At 42.7% G+C, this 20,778-nt stretch carries 15 protein-coding genes and 1 tRNA gene; 10 read left to right on the top strand and 6 right to left on the bottom strand.

Annotated elements, in window-relative coordinates; all coding sequences use genetic code 11:
- Nucleotides 1-15: 15 nt before the first annotated feature.
- Nucleotides 16-381 carry a hypothetical protein gene (locus PJ15_RS10785; RefSeq protein WP_047430585.1) on the top strand — a complete coding sequence of 122 codons (366 nt, stop codon included), beginning with the start codon at nucleotides 16-18 and terminating at the stop codon, nucleotides 379-381.
- Here the strand turns inward: PJ15_RS10785 and wrbA are convergent.
- Complete coding sequence (wrbA, locus tag PJ15_RS10780; protein WP_004775820.1) at nucleotides 378-977, bottom strand: NAD(P)H:quinone oxidoreductase; 600 nt, start codon at nucleotides 975-977, stop codon at nucleotides 378-380. The two genes, PJ15_RS10785 and wrbA, sit on opposite strands and share 4 nt — an antisense overlap.
- A gap of 113 nt (nucleotides 978-1,090) precedes the next feature.
- Here wrbA and PJ15_RS10775 point away from each other — a divergent pair, with 113 nt between their 5' ends.
- A complete protein-coding gene (locus PJ15_RS10775; RefSeq protein WP_004775821.1) occupies nucleotides 1,091-2,341 on the top strand; it encodes a YihY family inner membrane protein in 1,251 nt (416 codons plus the stop codon).
- A gap of 26 nt (nucleotides 2,342-2,367) precedes the next feature.
- Here PJ15_RS10775 and PJ15_RS10770 read toward each other — a convergent pair whose 3' ends face one another.
- Nucleotides 2,368-3,273, bottom strand: a complete 906-nt coding sequence (locus tag PJ15_RS10770; RefSeq protein ID WP_047430583.1) for a DMT family transporter — start codon at nucleotides 3,271-3,273, stop codon at nucleotides 2,368-2,370.
- A gap of 107 nt (nucleotides 3,274-3,380) precedes the next feature.
- Here PJ15_RS10770 and PJ15_RS10765 point away from each other — a divergent pair, with 107 nt between their 5' ends.
- Nucleotides 3,381-4,181, top strand: coding sequence for an AraC family transcriptional regulator (locus PJ15_RS10765; RefSeq protein WP_047430581.1), 801 nt, complete (start codon nucleotides 3,381-3,383; stop codon nucleotides 4,179-4,181).
- A gap of 1 nt (nucleotide 4,182) precedes the next feature.
- Here the strand turns inward: PJ15_RS10765 and PJ15_RS10760 are convergent, their stop codons facing one another.
- The 3 genes from PJ15_RS10760 to PJ15_RS10750 all read right to left on the bottom strand — a co-directional run bounded on the left by PJ15_RS10760 (nucleotide 4,183) and on the right by PJ15_RS10750 (nucleotide 6,322).
- The gene (locus PJ15_RS10760; RefSeq protein ID WP_047430578.1) at nucleotides 4,183-5,079 is read right to left on the bottom strand and encodes a polysaccharide deacetylase family protein; all 897 of its coding nucleotides are present in this window, start codon (nucleotides 5,077-5,079) and stop codon (nucleotides 4,183-4,185) included.
- 70 nt (nucleotides 5,080-5,149) lie between these two features.
- Complete coding sequence (locus tag PJ15_RS10755; protein WP_004775826.1) at nucleotides 5,150-5,791, bottom strand: fumarylacetoacetate hydrolase family protein; 642 nt, start codon at nucleotides 5,789-5,791, stop codon at nucleotides 5,150-5,152.
- A 33-nt stretch (nucleotides 5,792-5,824) separates the two neighbouring features.
- Nucleotides 5,825-6,322 (bottom strand): YcxB family protein, encoded by a 498-nt coding sequence (locus PJ15_RS10750; RefSeq protein WP_004775827.1) that lies wholly within the window; start codon nucleotides 6,320-6,322, stop codon nucleotides 5,825-5,827.
- Between the two features lie 173 nt (nucleotides 6,323-6,495).
- Between PJ15_RS10750 and PJ15_RS10745 the strand changes: the two genes are divergently transcribed.
- Both PJ15_RS10745 and PJ15_RS10740 read left to right on the top strand, forming a co-directional pair.
- Nucleotides 6,496-7,269, top strand: a complete 774-nt coding sequence (locus tag PJ15_RS10745; RefSeq protein ID WP_047430575.1) for a hypothetical protein — start codon at nucleotides 6,496-6,498, stop codon at nucleotides 7,267-7,269.
- Between the two features lie 159 nt (nucleotides 7,270-7,428).
- On the top strand, nucleotides 7,429-8,727 hold the full coding sequence (locus tag PJ15_RS10740) for an SRPBCC family protein (RefSeq protein ID WP_047430572.1): 1,299 nt from the start codon (nucleotides 7,429-7,431) through the stop codon (nucleotides 8,725-8,727).
- A 41-nt stretch (nucleotides 8,728-8,768) separates the two neighbouring features.
- Here PJ15_RS10740 and PJ15_RS10735 read toward each other — a convergent pair.
- Nucleotides 8,769-8,845, bottom strand: a tRNA-Arg gene (locus PJ15_RS10735).
- A gap of 512 nt (nucleotides 8,846-9,357) precedes the next feature.
- Here PJ15_RS10735 and PJ15_RS10730 point away from each other — a divergent pair.
- From PJ15_RS10730 to PJ15_RS10710, 5 genes are all read left to right on the top strand, one after another.
- Complete coding sequence (locus PJ15_RS10730) at nucleotides 9,358-14,451, top strand: beta strand repeat-containing protein (protein WP_047430569.1); 5,094 nt, start codon at nucleotides 9,358-9,360, stop codon at nucleotides 14,449-14,451.
- A gap of 603 nt (nucleotides 14,452-15,054) precedes the next feature.
- Nucleotides 15,055-17,346, top strand: coding sequence for a hypothetical protein (locus tag PJ15_RS18725; protein WP_047430567.1), 2,292 nt, complete (start codon nucleotides 15,055-15,057; stop codon nucleotides 17,344-17,346).
- Nucleotides 17,347-17,676: 330 nt separating this feature from the next.
- Nucleotides 17,677-18,786, top strand: coding sequence for a porin (locus PJ15_RS10720; protein WP_047430564.1), 1,110 nt, complete (start codon nucleotides 17,677-17,679; stop codon nucleotides 18,784-18,786).
- Between the two features lie 435 nt (nucleotides 18,787-19,221).
- Nucleotides 19,222-20,217 (top strand): tripartite tricarboxylate transporter substrate binding protein, encoded by a 996-nt coding sequence (locus PJ15_RS10715; protein ID WP_047430559.1) that lies wholly within the window; start codon nucleotides 19,222-19,224, stop codon nucleotides 20,215-20,217.
- A 105-nt stretch (nucleotides 20,218-20,322) separates the two neighbouring features.
- Complete coding sequence (locus tag PJ15_RS10710) at nucleotides 20,323-20,766, top strand: tripartite tricarboxylate transporter TctB family protein (protein ID WP_047430556.1); 444 nt, start codon at nucleotides 20,323-20,325, stop codon at nucleotides 20,764-20,766.
- Nucleotides 20,767-20,778 lie beyond the last annotated feature (12 nt).

Genomic DNA, 20,778 nt, shown 5'->3' with positions numbered 1-20,778 from the left:
CAACAGACCAAGGCGATGTCAGATCACAATTCAGGTTTTAAAATCCATCAACTCGTTTTATCACGATCGCCCCTACACTTGAATCGGGAGATTGTGATAGAAATAGAAAAAAGACTTGGCCTTTCATTCCTTAATGAAGATCAGCCGCATCGGGTTTGTTTTGCCAATCTAAATGCTGAACTACAAGACGCCTATAAACAGGTTTTCAGTGCAATCGACCTGCTTGATTATGTCTATGCCATGTTGCTCTCAGAACAAGGCAATCTCGATAAGATCTCTCTGCTCAGTGAAAATCAGAGCATGATCGCCTATCCAACCGATCCTCTACAGTTTTGGCAATTGGTTCGAGTCGGACAAAATTACCGTCTTTCGATGCGTTAAAGTTTTCCAGCCAGTGCTTTTACAACTTCACCCAAACGTTTGCCTTGTGCTTCACACAAAACCTTTTCATCTTGACTCAGGCTTTGGTCATGGCGTGGTCCGCTGACATGACTGGCGCCATACGGCGTTCCACCCGTTTTGGTATTCGACAATGCTGGAATCGAGTTCGGTAAGCCCAAGATCATCATGCCGTGATGAAACAACGGCGGCAGCATCGTCAATAAAGTACTTTCCTGCCCGCCATGCATTGAACCTGAAGAGGTGAAGACACATGCAGGTTTATTATGCAAAGCACCATTCAACCATAAGCTGGTGGTTTGATCCCAAAAGTACTTCATTTCGCTGGCCATATTGCCAAAACGGGTCGGTGAACCCAACGCTAAACCTGAGCAATGCGTCAGATCATCCAGACTACAATAAATGTCACCATCTTCTGGAATACTGGCCTCAGCCTGAGTTACCACCGTCGCCAAGTTGGGCACGGTTCGGATGCGTGCAGTCACACCCGCAGCTTCAATTCCATCGGCGATGAGGTGCGCCATTTGCTTAGTTGAACCATATTTACTGTAATAAAGAACAAGAACGTAAGGTTGCATCACTTTCAAGAATTTTGTTAAAAAGAACACTATACGACATTTTATACATTTTAGGCTGTTACAAGTCCTGTGCTTTCACAGGATTTTTATTAAAAATAATTAGGATAGAACCCATGATCTTACACCGTTATCTAAAAAAACTGCCCTTTTTAGAAAAAACATGGTTTCAATTTATTGTGTTTGTGTTACGGCGTTTTGAAGCTGACCGCTGTCGGGAACAAGCAGGAGGACTGACCTATACCACCCTGTTTGCAGTCGTGCCAATGTTGACTGTTTTTCTGGTGATTATCTCTTCCATTAAAGCATTAGAACCAGCTCGGCAACAGCTGCAACAACTGATTTATAGTAACTTTTTACCGAAAAGTACCATTGCCTTTGATAAAGCCTTAAATGCATTTACCGAGAAGTCCAGTAACCTCACGGTGATTGGTGTGCTGTTCCTGTTTGTCACCACCGTTCTGATGCTGACCTCTATTGAAAATGTATTTAACCGGATCTGGCGGGTGAAAGAGACCCGTACTGGTCTGGTCGGTTTTATGCGTTACTGGACCATTATTTCACTGGGGCCGATCGTATTAGGCAGTGCTTTTGTACTGTCTTCCACAGTCGCTTCGATGAGTATTCTCAGCAATAATTTTGCAGGCTATCAGCTGGATGGTGCATTTCTGCTCTGGCTGATCTCGTTTTTACTGACTATTGTTGGTTTCTTCATTTTATACTGGACCATTCCCAACCGTATTGTCCCTGTCTTTTCAGCTTTTATTGCGGCCTGTTTTAGTGCGACGGTATTTGAGGTTTTAAAACGTTTTTTTGGCTGGGTCATGAGCAACTTCACCAGCTATGAAATTGTCTATGGTGCATTTGCTGCGGTGCCAATTTTCCTGCTCTGGATTTACCTCTCTTGGAATATTATTTTACTGGGTGTGGAAATCAGTTTTGCCCTCACCGCATTCCATTCTGGAAAAGAACAGAAACGTCATCCAATCTTGATGTTACTCGACATTCTGGAACTATTTTATAAGAAGCAACAGATTGGACAAAGTGTCAGTGAGAAAGAGCTGTTGAATATTATTGGGCGTGGTGAATTAGGTCGTTTACCTGCTTATATCCTGCAACTGGAACAGCAAAACCTGATTATGCGTACCGATAAAGATGAATATGTACTGGTTCGTAATTTAGCGCAGGTTGATTTCTGGAGCTTCTTCACTGCCCTTCCTTATCCATTGCCATTACGTAATGATGTTGAGCATATTCACCAAGATGATGAATGGATGGAACGACTCGGCCCATCCCTGATTGAAAGTAATGATTATTTAGCTGCCAAGCTCTCTATTCCGCTTTCCACCATCTTTGAACAAAAATAGTCAAAAGGCCTCAATCGAGGCCTTTTTTATTTCCTGAGCCAGCCTTGCAAACTGACCACCACAATTCCAAGTAACACCAGCGCTGAACCAATCACAAAATTCAGTTCAATTCTTTCACCCAGCAACCACACACCAAAGGCCATGCCAAATAACGGAGTGAGGAAGGAAAAAACGCCCAATCGGGAAGCCAGATAATTGCGTAATAACCAGAACCACGCTAGAAAACTGGCAAAGGATACAATCAAGGTATGAAAGGCCAAACTGCCGATCACCAGCGGGGTAAAATGAATCGTGGCTTGTCCAAGGAATATAGCCAAGCCAAACAATAGAACAAAACTACCAGCCAGTTGATAAAACAAGGTTTGCGTGACGGCAGCTTGTGCCAGAGAAGATAAACGCACCGTAATTGTGGTTGCAGCCCAAGCAATACTTGCTGCCAGCGCCAGCAAATCTCCCCATAACATTTGCTGTTCTAACTGCGTTGCACCCTGATTTGCTCGCATGAAAGTGACCACAATCCCTAGAAAAGCAATAGCAATACCGCCCCACTGCAACACACTTAAACGCTCGGAAGGAAGCTTCCAATGCAGCCCCAAAGCCACAAAGATCGGTGCGGTATACAACAGCACCACCGCATGAGATGCAGACGTCCATTGCAAGGCCTGCGCCAGCAGAAAGAACTCTAACGAAAACAAAAAAGCGACCAATGCGCCTGCTTTGAGATTCTGACGATTGAATAACTGACTGGCTTTATCCAGATATAACAAAGGCAACAACAGAACAGCAGACAAACCAGAACGTAATGCAATCTGCATTAAGGGCGAAATATCGGGAGCTGCCATTTTTAAAATGACTTGTTGTAAGCCCCAGATCATACACAGTACGATCATCAGACCTGATGCGGTTGCATCTAATGCTTTGCGCTCATCCATAGCACGCTCCCAATTCTATAATTTGAGAACCAATATAAGACTGTCAGATTTTCATGATATAGTGAAAATCTGACAAGACATGCGTGTTTTCGGGCAATTCTCATCTTATGAAAAAGTCAGCACAAAGGATTCAGGATTTTCAGGCGATTCCGACCTACAATGATATTCCTGCGCCGTTATGGTTAAGCGTTCGGGATGCCCCCGCAGAGACTTTTTATCCTAAACATGCTCATGCCTGGGGTGAGTTTATTTATGCTTTTGATGGCGTACTAGAAGTCAATATTGAGCAAATCAATTACCTTACGCCTCCACCTTATGGCATCTGGCTACCGCCACATTTGCAACATAGCGGGATTAACCGTAATGATGTGACCTATTGTACGCTTTATATCCATGAGTCTTTATGCCAACGGATGCCGCAACAGGCAGGTATTTTACTGTCCGCACCACTGGTTTCTGCGCTGCTGGAACATATTCGCCATCATTCATTTTCAGAACAAGAACCAGAATATATACGCCTTCTACATGTTTTACTGGACACATTAACGCATGCCGAACTTGTCGGTAGTTATTTGCCTACCACTCAACATCCAGCACTGGCGAAGATCCTGACCCATTTACATGAATTTCCTGCCGATAACAGTACTCTTGAACAACTCGCACACATGATCAATATGACCGAGCGAACCTTAGCGCGTTATAGCCAAAAAGAATTGGGGATGTCACTGCATGAGTGGCGGCAACGTTTAAAAGTCATGAAAGCCATGTCGATGCTGAATCAGGGAAAAACCATTGAAAGCATTGCCCTAGATCTAGGCTATGCCAGCTCATCGGCTTTTATTTATATGTTTAAACGCTGGATGCATTTCACGCCCGATCAATTTCGCAAGCTCTATCAAGGTCGTTAGGTCAAGGTAGATCAAAACGTTTTAAATTGTCCTGTTCGTAAGGTGCATCTTCAGCTGGATAACGTAACTTTGCCTGACCTTTTTGCTTCGCCAATGACCAGATCAAACTTTCTCCAGCAGGCAAAATATCAGGATGTTGCTGATACAAAGGATCGGTATAAGCTTGCTCAGTCTCAATCCATTGCCAACCTTGTTTTTCGAACGCTTCAATCACGTCATTCAAAAATGCAGCATTAATCGCATTTACATGGAGTAGCAACACATGCTTTGGAGAATAGCCAATCGTTTCAACAGCCAGTTGATCGTAATAGGCAGCTCGATCGAGTAAATGGGCAATATACGCTTGTTTTAATCTTTCAAGTTGAGCTGTATTTTTCTGTTTCTGATAAGACAAATATTTCAGATTATAAAACCAGTCACTGGCATCGATACTTACCGCACCTGACTGATAGCCCTTCTGTTTTAAATATTGGGCAACACTATCCCGCTTTTCCTGAGTATTGCCTTCTTTTAAGAAAGGATAACGATATCTGGCAACCCAACCTTGTAAAGGACGAAAAACCTGCTCCGCACGCTGAATACCCGCAATGTACTGCTGACTAGAGATTTGATCTTTATTGAGGTTGAGATGTAATTCGCTATGATTACCAATCCGATGGCCTTGTCTACCCCATTCCTTGACCAGCTGTAAGCCAGCATAATCTCCAATTTTAATCACACTTGGGTAAATCATACTTTTGAGCTGATGCTGTTTAAGCTGTTGTAAAATTTGCTGATTAATCTGAGTCGCTTGTGCATTCAGATCAGGATTTACGCCATCATCAAAACTGAATGCAAGCTGTTTCGCATGGCTGATGCTGGTCATTAAAAAGAGTGCGACATATAGCCAAGTTTTCATTCTATTTTTCTCATTGTTAAAAAATGGCGCTGATATTTTCATAGCAGCGCCATTTTATTGATGGTGATGATTATGCTTTTACAAAGCTATCCCAATCATATTCACCAGACTGGGTAATCAGTTTCATGGTCAACTGATCATTGGCACGTAAAGCGCCGACACCTGCGGGTGTACCCGTCATAATCACATCACCTGCTTCCAGACTAAAACATTGATTGATCTCAACCAGTAATGCACCAATATCCCGAATCATATCTTTGCTAAAACCATGCTGACGCTCAACGCCATTAATGGTGAAAATGAGTTCTAACTCTTGTAAGTCACCCACTTCATCTGCTTCGATCCAGTCCGCCAAAAGACAGGCGCCATCAAATGCTTTGGCACGTTCCCATGGTTCGCCTTTGGCTTTTAAATCCCCTTGCAAATCACGCAAGGTTAAATCTAGCCCCAAGGTCACTGCACCGATCGCTTCTAAAGCTTTGGCAGGATCAGTTTCCTGAGATAAAGGATGGGTGATTTTCAAACAGATTTCACATTCATAATGACACTCACCTAAAGCCTGATTCCAGCTAATTCCTTGCGATAAAGGACTCAAACTGCTGGGTGGCTTGATAAATAAGATCGCACGATCAGGAATAGGGTTACCTAATTCTTTCGCATGTTCAGCATAATTTCGGCCTACACACACAATTTTTGAAGGACGTGTACTCATGAATGTTCCTTGTTCTTTGAACCGCTGATAAGTTTACTTTTTAAAACTATTTTCAAATTTGGTTTGATCTGCTGAATTTTCAAATGCACGCTTCGGTACAATGATGACCGTATGGCTTTTCAGTTCCAGCATATAAGTCAGCTTGCCAATTGCAAAGGATTGTACCTCGGCATATTGGGCTCTCTGGGTTTTGCCTGTTGAATACAGCTCAAAATGATCCTGATATAAATCAACACCCTGTTCACTTTTCCCAAATTGATAACGTACAAACTGGCGCTTGAACAACATCGGCAATAACCAGTAGCGCATCACACCCTGCATAAGCAAGAAAAAAGCACCCAGCGCAACATAATAACGCCCTACCCCAGAGAAGCCTAAATAAACGCCCCATAGGATAATGGCAATACTAATCACGGGAGTCAGAAAACGACTAAACGTCTTTTTACCAAAAGTGACCAGAGCAAAACCATCTTGTGATTCTTCCAGATTCAGATAATAGCGCACAGAGACTGTTGGACGTTGTTCAGACATTTTTAAATTTCTAACATTTGAAAAAACTGACCTATTAGAACATAAATGCTTCGCGGGGAAATCACATTTATGGCGTTTTGATACAAAATTTAAATGTGATATTTTCTGTTTTTTGTTTCGCCCTTTTATCAATTCTATTTTTAGAAGTATTTATTAATACGAGAATTATTTAGATGCACCAGCTTTTCAGATCTTTATTCCTTATTTTAGGTATTGTGCTTGCCCTCACAGCCTGTAGCCAACAAGCTTTCTTCGACAAAATCGTGCCCCAAGAAGAAAATACCTTTGCTCAAGAGATGTTTACCCAGCTCAGCCAAAAGAATTATGTAGCTGTTGAAAAGCACCTAAGCCCTGAGTTACAAGATGAGTCGACACGTACAACGTTAGTTAAAATGGCCGCTTTTTTCCCTAAGGAAACCGTTAAAGAAGTCAACTTAATCCACGCCCAGAAATCGCTATTTAAAGATGATGTCACTTATCACTTAATATTTGAATATGAATATTCTGATCAATGGTTGATTAATAAAATCTCCTTACGTCAACATGACAATACCATTAGTATTCTCGGCATGCATACGGAACCAGTTGATCGAGCCCTGAGTAAAGTTAATGAATTTACATTTAATGACAAAGAACTTATACATTATCTCACCTTTATTCTGGCCATTTTTATTCCCCTCTTCATTATTTATGTATTTATCTTATGTATCAGAACGCCAATGCAAAAACGTAAATGGTTGTGGCTGATTTTTATCAGTTTAGGTTTTATTAAGTTTTCACTGAACTGGACTAGTGGTAGTTATGCAATTCAGCCAATTAGCTTTTTACTATTAGGTGCGGGTTATTTCCAAGACAATTTGTACAGTCCAATCATTTTACAAATCTCTTTACCGTTGGGTGCAATTCTGTTTCTTTATCGACGTCATAGCCTGACAACTAAAGATTAAATATCATCAATCCCACTCAAACTGACACTTGAGTGGGTTTTACACAACACGACTATTTTTCAACACTAAAAAATCTTATTAATAATCGGCAGGGATATGCTCAGTCATGAGGTATTAACCCCTGTCCACCAAATCACAAATAAAAATCAAAGGAATGTGATGCGTTATTTGAATGGTCTACTTGTCTCTTGTATTTTTTTAGGCATCACACAAAGTTGTTTTGCACAGATTCTGTCATGGAATGACAATATTCCCAGTGCCTTACAACCATTTCAGAACAATCCACAAACATTGGCAAGCTATACCCAAAACAATATTTTTATCTTTGGACATCCTGTAACAAAAACTGCGGTGCCGACCTTAAAAACCAATCCTCAGCCCAGTGTGAGTTTCAATTCAGCGGCGATTATTGTGCCTGTCAATGCCCAACAGGTCGCCAAAACCCTGACTGACTTTAGTCAATATGTCGGTTTATTTCCCACCTTGAAATCTGCTAAAACACTGCAACAGTCAGGCAATATTGTGCAGATGAAATATCGAATCTCAATTCCAACCCCTATTCCTGTATTGAATTTCAATGAAGATGTCACCTTACAGCATCAGATCAAATCCAATAGTATTTCCAGCTTAGTGATTGATGCGCCTATTCCCTACGGGGTAGGCAAATTTGAATGGTTTGCATTGGATGAGCACCGTACCTTAATTACCTTGACTCAATGGGGCGATTTAAATCAACCGAAGGGTTTTATTTTTAAGAAAATTCTGAATGCTATTCCCGAAGCCAAGTTAGGTCTACCAAGTAGCAGCAATGCCTTTGTTTTGGAGGCCTTGCGCAACCGCTTTAACAAGCAGACGGTCACGCCATTAAATGCAGGACAACTCCCGACACCACAATTAAATCCAGCTCAGCTCGCCAAAATTAGCCAGTTGATTCAGACTACACAACAACCGGTAAGCTTTATTCATGCACCCACCAGTATCCTTTATACGCATGGGCGGGAAGCTATGCGTTTTACTACCACCTATCAATTTTATAAACAGTCACCGCAGCAACTGCAAAAATGGTTAACACCCGCTGCCTATCAGGAATTGTTTCCTCGCCAGATTAAAAAAGTCATCACCACACCGATTCAGAATCAGGGGCAAGATGCTGATATTCAGGTCAATTTCGGGCTTGGTGTTATCAATATCCCCTTCGCTTTTAAATTACATTTTAATTATCCAGAAGCGACTAAAAGTAGTTTTTATGCCAATGGAGGGGATTTAAGATTTATTAAAGGCGAGATGCGATTTACTGAGATGAATCAAGGCACTTTATTTAAAATGACCAGCAGTATGAAAGTCGATGAGAAAGCCCCCTTTTTATTAAGAGCAATGCGAAGCCTGCCTTATCATGAGGTTCTACCAGCCGTTGGCGGTAATGCTGTCTTTGTTCAGAAACTCAAGGCAAAAATTTGAGGCACAAAAAAACCGCATTTAAGCGGTTTCTTTTTTCAAATTGGTGCGCTCAGAGAGATTCGAACTCCCGACCCCTTAGTTCGTAGCCAAGTGCTCTATCCAGCTGAGCTATGAGCGCATATTTGATGGAGGGCATTATACGCACTTTTTAGCAAAAGATAAGTCCTTTTTCCAAAGTTATCGATCAACTGGCTATAGATTCAGCACATGATCCAGATACAATCAGCGTAACGAAGCCCGTTTGACTAAAAAATATGTTATTCACCGCTATGATTAAAAATATCATCATGGGCCAATTCAAATCAGTACCTAAAAAGAACTTTAAATAGATTAGTTATTAAAATTCAATTAACTAATTAATTTTTCGATACATCATCATAAATGACTCTGTAATTTTTATAAATAATCTATAATTTCATAATATTAATAACAATTAAAATCCAGACTTTAAAATTAGATTCCAATTCTTTGTTTTATATCAATTTTATAACCCATTAAAAATATGATACATACTGCAATATTGACATTAAAGCGTTAATCAACCAATACTAATTGGTATATTATGAGACAGGAGTCACATAATTATTAAGCTAAATAAAACAAAACTTTAATAATTATAGGTATATCGACATGTTATTTAAAAATATTTTATCACCAATTACGGGTATTCTCTCGCTTTCGAGTAGTAATAGCCAAGCAACGGCGCCAGTTCCTGTTAACACTGTATCGACAACAAATCATGTTCAGGTCGAAGATACCACCATCACCAATAATAGTAATGGTTCAGGTGATGGTTTATTAGGCGGTGTTATCACAGGCAATGGTCATCAAAATTACGGTGTTGGGGTTGGTAACGCCCAAGATCTTAATTTTCCTTTCCCTTTTACGACAGCTTTTCATTCATTAGGCAATTCATTCCCTTGGCTTGGAGGTACGTCATCTGTAAATACGGCGACGACAACATCTTCGACTCACGTCCAAGACAATGACATTATCAATAACAGCAATACTGGCGCAGGTGCTGGGAATGGCAGCAATGGCGGTTTATTAAGCGGTATCGCTTCTGGAAACGGCGATCATAATTATGGCGTTGGGAATGGCAACGGAGATGATGCCAATCTTACGACACCTGTTACAGTGCCATTCGAAGCTTTAGGTAATTCTGTTGCAGCGCTTGGTAATGGCGATCTGGAGTCAGTTAATACAACACCAACCAGCTCAACTACACTCATTGAAGACAATGACACCACCAATAATAGCAATACTGGCACTGGCGCTGGGAACGGCAATGGTGGTGGCTTACTAAATGGTGTGGCAGCAGGAAATGGCGAACACAATTATGGCATTGGTAATGGAAACGGTGATGATGCCACAGTCACGATTCCATGGACGACACCTGTTCAAGCGGTAGGTAATTCGATTGCTGGCTTGGGTAGTGGTGATGTGAATTCTATAAATACCGCACCGACCTCCTCCTCCACCCACATTCAAGATAATGACACCATCAATAACAGCAATACAGGTACGGGTGCTGCGGGCAATGGCAGTGGTGGTGGCTGGTTAAATGGTGTCGCTGCTGGAAATGGCGAACAGAACTATGGCATTGGCAATGGTAACGGTGATGACGCCAGTATCACGACACCCGTCACAGCACCATTTCAGGTACTCGGCAATTCAGTTGCAGGTCTTGGTGGCGGTGATGTGAACTCCGTTAATACAGCACCAACTTCAGCTTCTAATGTGATTCAAGACAACGATACAACTGACAACAGCAATCAAGGTACAGGTGTCGGAGGCTCGGGTAATGGCTTAGGTGGCTTACTCAACGGCATTAGTGCAGGCAATGATGAACATAATTACGGAATTGGCAATGGCAACGGTGACGATGCCAGCGTAACCGTACCGTGGACTACGCCAGTGCATGTACTCGGCAATTCATTTGCAGGTTTAGGCGATGGCGATGTGAACTCGACCAATACCGCACCAACCACCACGTCCAACATTATTCAGGACAATGACACAACCGATAACAGCAATAGTGGAACAGGTCTTGGTGGCGTCGGAAATGGTATTGGTGGTTGGGGCAATGGCCCTGCCGCAGGCAATGGCGAACAAAACTACGGCATTGGGAATGGCAATGGAGATGATGTCGATATTACTGTGCCTTGGACTACACCATTGAATGTACTCGGAAATTCTGTTGGCGGTGGTGGCAATAACTCATCTACCAATTCAGCACCAACCACCACACTGAACCATGTTCAGGACAATGACAGCACTGATAATAGCAATAGTGGAACAGGTACAGGCGGCACTGGCAATGGTCTGGGTGGCTTACTCAATGGTATCAGTGCTGGCAATGGTGAACACAACTACGGCATCGGCAATGGTAACGGTGATGACGCAGACTGGACTTCTCCAGTTGTGACTCCAATCAATGCCATGGGCAATAACGTTTCATGGTTCGGCAGCAATGATCCGGCTCATACAGGCAATACCTCGGTCAACAATGGATCAACCAATACCACCAACATCGTAGAAGACAATGATCATATCGACCATAGCAATAGTGGCGCAGGCACTGCTGGCAATGGAATCGGAGGCCTACTGAGCGGTATTGGTGCAGGCAATGGTGAGCAAAACTATGGTATCGGTAATGGCAATGGTGACGATGTAGGTATCACCACACCCATCACGACGCCAATCAATGGCCTAGGCAATGAATTCTCATTCTTTGGTGATGCCAATAACTCATCTCATAATAATGCTTCGACCACCACCACCAATATTGTTCGTGACAATGACACGACAGACAATAGCAACAGCGGCGGCACAGGTGTAGGTAGTGGTTCTGGCAATGGTATCGGTGGTCTACTCAATGGTGTCGGTGCAGGCAATGGCGAACATAATTATGGTATTGGCAACGGTAATGGTGATGACGTTGGTGTGGTTATGCCAATCACCACCCCACTCAGCGGCTTGGGTAACTCGTTCTCTGTCTTTGGAGACTCGACCACAAGCTCAGTCAATAACTCATCGACCACAACCGTCAATCATTATGAAGACAACGACACCACCGACAATAGCAACAGCGGCACTGGCCTGACTGATGGCTCGGCTGGCAATGGCGTTGGTGGTTGGGGTAATGGCCCTGCATCAGGGAATGGCGACCATAACTTTGGTATTGGCAATGGTATCGGCAATGATTCTAGTGTCGTTGCACCCATCACAACGCCAATCAGCGGTTCGGGTAATGCCTTCTCCCTCTTTGGCAATGCCACTTCAAACTCAGTCAACGACTCCTCAACCAAAACCACAAACTACTTCCAGGACAATGACAGCATTAATAACGGCAACAGCAGTAGCGGTGTTGGCGGTACGGCAGGTAACGGCGTTGGTGGTGGCTTATTAAATGGTGTCGGTGCAGGCAACGGCGAGCACAACTACGGTATTGGTAATGGTATTGCTGATGATGCCAGTGTGGTTGCTCCTATTACCACGCCAATCAACGCATCGGGTAATGCCTTCTCTCTCTTTGGTAATGCCACTTCAAACTCAGTGAATAATTCTTCGACCACAACCAATAACTACTTCCAGGATAACGATACAACCAATAACAGTAATAGCGGTGGTAACGGTACTGGCAGCGGTTCAGGCAATGGCACAGGAGGCGGATTATTAAATGGTGTTGCCGCAGGTAATGGCGAACACAACTACGGTATTGGCAATGGTATTGCCGATGATGCCAGTGTGGTGATCCCGATTACGACGCCAATCAATGCATCGGGTAATGCTTTCTCGATCTTTGGTAACGCAACAGCCAACTCAACCAATAATTCCTCAACCACAACCAATAACTATGTTCAGGACAATGACTCCACCAATAATAGTAATAGTGGCGGCAATGGCGTAGGTGGCGGTTCAGGCGGCTTGCTTGGTTTGGGTGGTTTACTCAACGGTTTTGCAGCAGGTAATGGTGAACATAACTATGGCATCGGTAATGGTATTGCAGACAATGCCAGCATCGTCGCCCCGATTGCCATTCCGATTAACCTCTCAGGTAATGCAATCTCTTTATTTGGTAGTGCAACTGCCAACTCTCACAATAATTCATCGACCACAACCAATAACTATGTTCAAGACAATGACAGCATCAACAATGGGAATGGTACAGGCAACGGTGGTAGTGGTAATGGTTCAGGCGGCTTGCTCGGTGGTATTGGCGCAGGCAATGGTGAGCATAATTACGGTATTGGCAATGGTATTGGTGATGATGCCAGTATCGTGACACCGATTACGATTCCAATTAACTTCTCAGGCAATGCCATCTCGGTACTCGACCTCAGCGGTTTAAATGGTGAAGGTGAATTTAATCCACTAAGCCCAGTGACCAACATTATTCATATTGTGGCGGGTGATGGCGAAGGCGGTACAGGCCTACTCGGTACAGTGACTGGGGTTGTTGGAGGCGTCACTGGCGGTATTGGTGGTGAAGGCGGCCCTCTTGGTGCAATTACTGGAATCATCGGCGGTATTACTGGTGGTATTGGCGGCGGTGAAGGTGGTCCTTTAGGTGCAATTACTGGAATTATCGGTGGCATTACTGGTGGTATCGGTGGCGGTGAAGGCGGTCCTCTTGGTGCAATTACTGGAATCATCGGCGGTATTACTGGTGGTATTGGTGGCGGTGAAGGCGGTCCTTTAGGCTCAATCACTGATATTATCGGCGGCATCACTGGCGGTATCGGCGGTGGTGAAGGCGGTCCTTTAGGCTCAATCACTGACATCATTGGTGGCATTACTGGTGGTGACTTAGGTAACAATCCAGTTACTGGTGTGATTCAAACTGGTATTGATGTACTGCAAGGTGTTGAAAGCCTGAAAACAGATATTATCAACACTGGTATTAGCACTGTAGGCGGTGCAATTGGTAGCGTACTTCCAGGCGTTCATCCAGTTACTGACTTGACTAATCTTGGAACCCTCACCTTTGAAACTTCTCGCGATACAGTCAATGGCACACTTGAAGCCATTTCTGATTTAGCAGGCGCTGATATTGGCGGTGCTGCGGGTTCTCTTACTGGCGTTGTCGGTACACTAATCACCAACGGTTCAACAGCTTCTGGTCTGGTTCAACATGCAGTTGGTGACCTCACTGATGTGGGTGGATTGTTAGGTGGCATTACTGGTGGTATTGGCGGCGGTGAAGGTGGTCCTCTTGGCGCAATCACTGGAATTATCGGTGGTATTACTGGCGATATCGGTGGCGGTGAAGGCGGACCTTTAGGTTCGATCACTGACATTATCGGAGGAATCACTGGCGGCATCGGCGGTGGTGAAGGTGGTCCTTTAGGCTCAATTACTGACATCATTGGTGGCATTACCGGTGGTATCGGCGACGGTGACGTGATTTCTGGAGTCGCTCAACCTATTCAAATTGTGGTTGGCAGTGGTAGCTTAACTCTCGATCTTCTGCAAGACAGTCTGGGTAGCCTATCAAATGGCAATCTATTCGATGGCATTAGCAACCTTGTTCATGTCAATAACGAAGATGGTAGTGTTGATAACATCTTAACTGCGATTACTGGCACAGTTTCATCAAGTTCAGGTATTGCTGTAGGTGAGCCAAATCCAAATGGCGGCTCTTTAACAGATATTATTTCAATCACCTCACCATTATCAGGCTTAACCGATCACCTCTTCGGTTCTGTTCATCACTTTTAATCTTTAAATTTTAGAAAAGCTGCTGAGGTCAGTGGCTTTTCTATTCCCTTAGACCACAATTTCAATCTACTTAGGCAAGAATCGTAGTTTTCATTAATAAGTTTTTTTTAACAACACATTGCTGACCTATAAAAAGATCATCATTTTTTACTTGATTTTTATTTTAAAAAAACTTACCAAACAATATTAATACCATGATTTTTATCTATTTTTTAAACATACTATTTTAGTCGAAATATTTATTTTCAAATGAGTAACAAATTTTATAACTTTTCCCATTTCTGCCTAAAAAAGGAGCGCTTTTGAGTGGGAAATCCATTTTAATTGACTGATAAATTTGATTATATTTTATTCTAATGAGTTTATCGCCCTTTTTAGAATAAAATACACATGTAGATTTAATAGAATATTTTATATAAAAAAAGAAATATTATTCAGCAACTTAAACTCAAATTTAACAATCCAGATCAATACCGTTACAGATTGACAAAATAACTGCCACATATAACACTAAAATAGATTAATGTGACTTTAATCACAAAATAATCATAGCAATTTAATAACTACTTAGAACAACACAACTTTAAAAATATAGGTATCGTTATGCTTTTTAAAAGTCTTCTATCACCCATTAAAAGCATTACTTCGAGTTTAGTCGATAGTAATAGCTCAACATCACATGTTGGCGGTTCACTCCTTGCTCCCCTGTCACTCTCTACCATTACCAATATCGTTTCAACAAATACACTCACGAATACTGTTAGCAGTATTACTGGCGGAGCAGCCAACAATCCTCTTGGGGCAGTTACAAACATTCTTGGTAGTGTGACAGGTGGAACAAGTGGTAGTCCTCTTGATTCTGTCACACATATTATTGGAGGAGTTACAGGTGGCGCTACGGGCAATCCACTGGGCGCAGTTACCGGAATCATCGGTGGTATCACAGGTGGAACTGACGGTGGCCCATTAGGTGCCGTCACAAATATTATTGGTGGTATCACTGGCGGGGCTGGTGGCAATCCACTCGGTGCAGTAACAGGCATTATCGGTGGTATTACAGGTGGTACAGAAGGCGGCCCACTTGGCGCGGTCACTAATATTATTGGTGGCATTACAGGCGGTGATTTAGGTAATAATCCTGTCACAGGTGTAATCCAGACTGGTATTGATGTTCTTCAAGGGCTTGAAAGCTTAAAAACTGAAGTGATCAATACAGGTATTGATACGGTTGCAAATACAATTATTGGTGCAGTTCATCAATCTGAACATCCAATTGGTGATCTTGCAGATTTGGGAACGCTTACATTTGAAACCTCTCGCGACACTGTAAATGGCACACTTGAAGCCATTTCTGATTTAGCAGGCGCTGATATTGGTGGTGCTGCGGGTTCTCTTACTGGCGTTGTCGGTACACTAATCACCAATGGTTCAACGGCTTCTGGTCTGGTTCAACATATTGCTGGTGATCTTACCAATGCAGGCGGAATCATCGGTGGTGGTGACGGCGGTCCTCTTGGTGCGATCACAGGTATCATTGGTGGCATTACTGGCGGTATCGGCGGCGGCGAAGGTGGTCCTCTGGGTGCAATTACTGGAATTATCGGTGGTATTACTGGCGGTATCGGTGGTGGTGAAGGTGGTCCTCTGGGTGCAATTACTGGAATTATCGGTGGAATCACTGGCGGTATCGGCGGCGGCGAAGGTGGTCCTCTTGGCGCGATCACTGGAATCATTGGTGGTATTACGGGTGGTGATCTAGGCAACAATCCTGTCACAGGTGTCATCCAAACTGGTATTGATGTACTGCAAGGCGTTGAAAGCCTGAAAACAGATATTATCAACACAGGTATTAGCACTGTCGGTGGTGCAATTGGTAGCGTACTTCCGGGTGTTCATCCAGTTACTGACTTGACTAATCTTGGAACCCTCACCTTTGAAACTTCTCGCGATACTGTAAACGGTACACTTGAAGCCATCTCTGATTTAGCAGGCGCTGATATTGGCGGTGCTGCGGGTTCTCTTACTGGCGTTGTCGGTACACTAATTACCAATGGTTCAACAGCTTCTGGTCTGGTTCAACATGTAGTTGGTGACCTCACTGATGTTGGTGGCTTGCTTGGTGGTATCACAGGCGGTATTGGCGGCGGTGAAGGTGGTCCTCTTGGTGCAATCACTGGAATTATCGGTGGAATCACTGGCGGTATTGGCGGTGGTGAAGGTGGTCCTTTAGGTTCAATCACTGACATTATCGGCGGCATCACTGGCGGTATCGGTGGTGGTGAAGGTGGCCCATTAGGTTCAATCACTGACATTATCGGAGGTATCACTGGCGGCATCGGCGGTGGCGAAGGTGGTCCTTTAGGTTCGATCACTGACATTATCGGCGGCATTACGGGTGGTATCGGTGGCGGTGAAGGTGGTCCTTTAGGCTCAATCACTGACATCATCGGTGGAATCACTGGCGGTATAGGTGGTGGTGAAGGCGGTCCTTTAGGCTCAATCACTGACATTATCGGCAGTATTACAGGCGGCATTGGCGGCGGCGTAAATAGCGGAGATATTATTTCTGGTATCGCTCAACCAATCCAGACCGTGATTAGTAGCGGAAATGTGGCTGTTGATACATTACAAGACCACGTGAGCACCCTCTTCGGTGATGGCTCGCTTGATAGCCTCAATAATCTCATTAGTATCAGTGCTGGAAATGGCGACTACAGTATCCATGGTAGCGTTGATGGAATTTTAGATGCGATTACAGGAACAGTTTCATCAAGTTCAGGTATTGCGGTGGGTGAACCAAATCCAAATGGTGGTTCTTTAACCGACCTTGTATCGCTTCAATCTTCTTTAGATAATTTAACTGATCATCTCTTCAGTTCAGTAAATCACTTCTAAACAAATCAATAAAAAAGCCGCTATTATTAGCGGCTTTTTATTTTTTAACAATATAACCGTTTACACCCTAAAAAAACAACTCACATAAAAACCCCGAAATCACTTAAATCAAATATGAAATCTAAAAAATAATAAATACACCTATAAAAGATTAAAATAATTTTATTTAAACCACTCCAATAACCACTCCGCTATAGTGCTTGATAAAAACAATTCACTCTATTAAAAATCTACCTGTATTAAAGGCTTAAGCATTTTAATATTTTTAAACAACACAACAATGACACATCATCCCTAAGGGATGCTTTATAAACTTTTCAGGATGAAAAAATGAGAGTTACGGTTTTAATTGCCAGCATATTCACGATCATCACCAGTTCAGCATTTGCTGCTCCTCACATGTATGGTGAGATCGACGCCAGTGTTGATTATTTACCCGAAAAGAATGCCCATACAAAAAATAAAGATGTATGGAAAATCAACACGAATAGTTCCTTTGTCGGTCTTAAAGGTGAGGAAAAACTAACAGATCGTTTAGACGCAGTTTACTTAGTCGAATGGGCATTTAATGCTGATGGAGATGGTACCGATTGGTCACAACGGGATCGATATGTAGGTTTAAAAGATAAATATCTAGGTACGCTAAAAGTTGGCAAACATAATTCACCGTTAAAGAGACTTTCAAGCCCAGTAGATAGCTTTAACAACTATGTTCGTAATACCGCAGATGTCACTGGCATTATGCCTGGTGAAAACCGGATTAATAATTCGGTGTTATATGAATCACCTAAGTTTTCTGTGGGTCAGGATGCCAATGTTGAATTTATTGCCCTTCTGGCAACTGGAGAAGGCCAAGGTATCAAAAGCAGTCAAGGGGGCGTTACTGTTGACGGTAAAGGCTTAGGTGATGCATGGTCAAGCTCTCTGACCTATACCAATCCATTCCTTGTCGCAGGTATTGCCTATGATAAGGCGATCCCAAGTAACTTTTTAGGGCAAGGTTTCCTGAACGCATCCGATACAAATATTGATATCGATAGACTATTGGCTGCAGCAAACACAACACGCTTAATCACCCGTATTAAAGCAACTGATGACCTTGCTTTAAAAGCTTTGATTCAGAAATCTCAAATCGAACAAGCAAAAGGAAATCCAGAAGGTGCAGCCAATATTGATGATTCAGTGGGCTGGCTTATCGGTACGGAATACAAGATTCCAAATCATGAAAAATGGAATGTACAAACCCAATACAGCACCAACAAAACCAGTTTTAAAGATCAATCTGCCGACTATACAGCCCAGCAAATCATGACAGGTATCGGTTATTCATTTAGCAAGCAGGTAAGATCGTATGGCTATACAGGCTATGCGCGCTTTAAACAGGCAAATCTAAAGGATAGTCAAACTCTTGTAGGCACAGGTTTAGAATTTAAGTTCTAAGTCCCTACATCGCTCAGAATTTATAATCATTAAAAGCCAGAAGTTGTATATTTCTGGCTTTTAAACACAGGAGCAAGATCATCTCTCACAACAGGAAAAACTATTTTACTCATCAGATTAATCCATTAAAAAATTAAAACCGTTTAAATTCAGCAATCCGTACCTTCTACATCCATTTTTAAAAACACCTAACACTCCAAATAAATTAACAATATAGGAATATTTTAAAACCACACCATTGACTCATAAAATATAGTGCTAATCTCAATAATAACCAAGTCACACAATAGTAAAAATCTAAAACAGAGGTTAATGGACCACCTCCAAACTAAAATTCAATTATTAATAGAAATTCTAAACTCTTATTAAAAGCAGCACCATTAAATATGTATGCATTTGCATATCAATATAATTGTTTACGGAGAAACATTTAAAATGTTAAGAAAAATTTTATTCACAACTACATTGATCACCTTAGGATTCGGTTTATCTGCATGTGATAAGAGCAAAGGCCAAGTCGGAGAACCCAAACGTCCTGAATGTATTGCCCCTGCTAAACCGGGTGGTGGCTTTGACCTGACTTGTAAACTGGCACAAAAAGCATTTAGAGAAACTGAACTTCTCAACTCTCCAATGCGAGTGACCTACATGCCAGGCGGTGTGGGTGCAGTGGCATATAACAAGATCGTCGCTAATGATCCAGCAAATGACAATGCCATTGTCGCATTCTCAACAGGCTCACTACTTAATTTAGCCCAAGGCAAATTCGGACAATACACCGAAAAAGACGTACGCTGGCTCGCAGTGGTCGGTACAGACTACGGCGTTGTTGCTGTGAGTGCTGAATCACCCTACCAAAATCTTAATGACCTGATTCAGGCTCTTCAGAAAAATCCTAAATCAATTAGCTTTGGTGCGGGTGGCAGTGTTGGCGGTCAGGACTGGATGCAAACCGCAATGTTGGCGAAAGCCGCTGGCGTCAATCCGAAAGATATGACTTATATCGCGATGGAAGGTGGTGGTGAAGCCATTACTTCAGTTTTAGGCAATCATATTCAAGTTGTCAGTGCAGGCATTGCGGAGGTTATTCCTCATGTTAAATCAGGCAAGTTACGCGCACTTGCAGTTTTTGCACCTGAACGTCTTCCGAATACCTTAGCAGATATACCAACAGCCAAAGAACAAGGTTATGACATCCAGTGGCCTGTTGTACGAGGCTATTACGTTGGTCCTAAAGTGAGTGATGAGGCCTATCAGTGGTGGAAAACAGCATTCGATAAAATGCTCACCGATCCAAAGTTCACTCAGACCCGCGAACAGTTTGATTTACTGCCATTTTCGATGACTGGCGCCGAGTTAGATCAATTCGTCTTACAACAAACCAATCAGTTAAGAGATCTCTCCAAAGAGTTCGAACTCATTACCAAATAATCCCGAAAACAATAAATAAAAGTATTTCAGCCTCTGGAGGTTTCTCTCGCTGAAACTCCAGTGTCCTGAAATGTATCTAAAAACCAGATCAGAAAAGGAATGATTATGCCCATAGAAAGAATTTTTTCAGGGATTTTAGGGATTGTGAGTCTTGGTCTGCTTTATTTATGCTGGAGCTATGTTGCACCCATTCCCTATGATCCATTGGGGCCACGCCCCTACCCCGCACTTCTATTATTACTATTAATTTTATGTTGTTTTTATCTCGTTATTCGGCCCAAGAAACTTGCAGAGTTACTTAACCTAGGGCTATCCAGAAGCATCTTAAAAAAAGTTGGTTTGCTCATGTTATTCATGCTGATTTACGCAACCACTTTTGAGCTTTTAGGTTTTCCTATCTCGACTGCCCTGATGTTTTTTCTGGTCGGCCCTCTTTTCGGTGGCAGCCTCAAGGCTTCACTTGTCACTGGCATTGTCTTTGGTTGCTTACTCTACGGACTATTTGATTATGTACTAGATGTCCCTCTGCCATTAGGCCTCTTTAATTAAAACGGGGAAGAA

The sequence above is a fragment of the Acinetobacter sp. neg1 genome, assembly GCF_000788125.1.
GTDB lineage: Bacteria > Pseudomonadota > Gammaproteobacteria > Pseudomonadales > Moraxellaceae > Acinetobacter > Acinetobacter vivianii.
The sequence above is the reverse complement of the archived record's forward strand: the minus strand, read 5'-3'. Positions and strand labels throughout refer to the sequence as shown.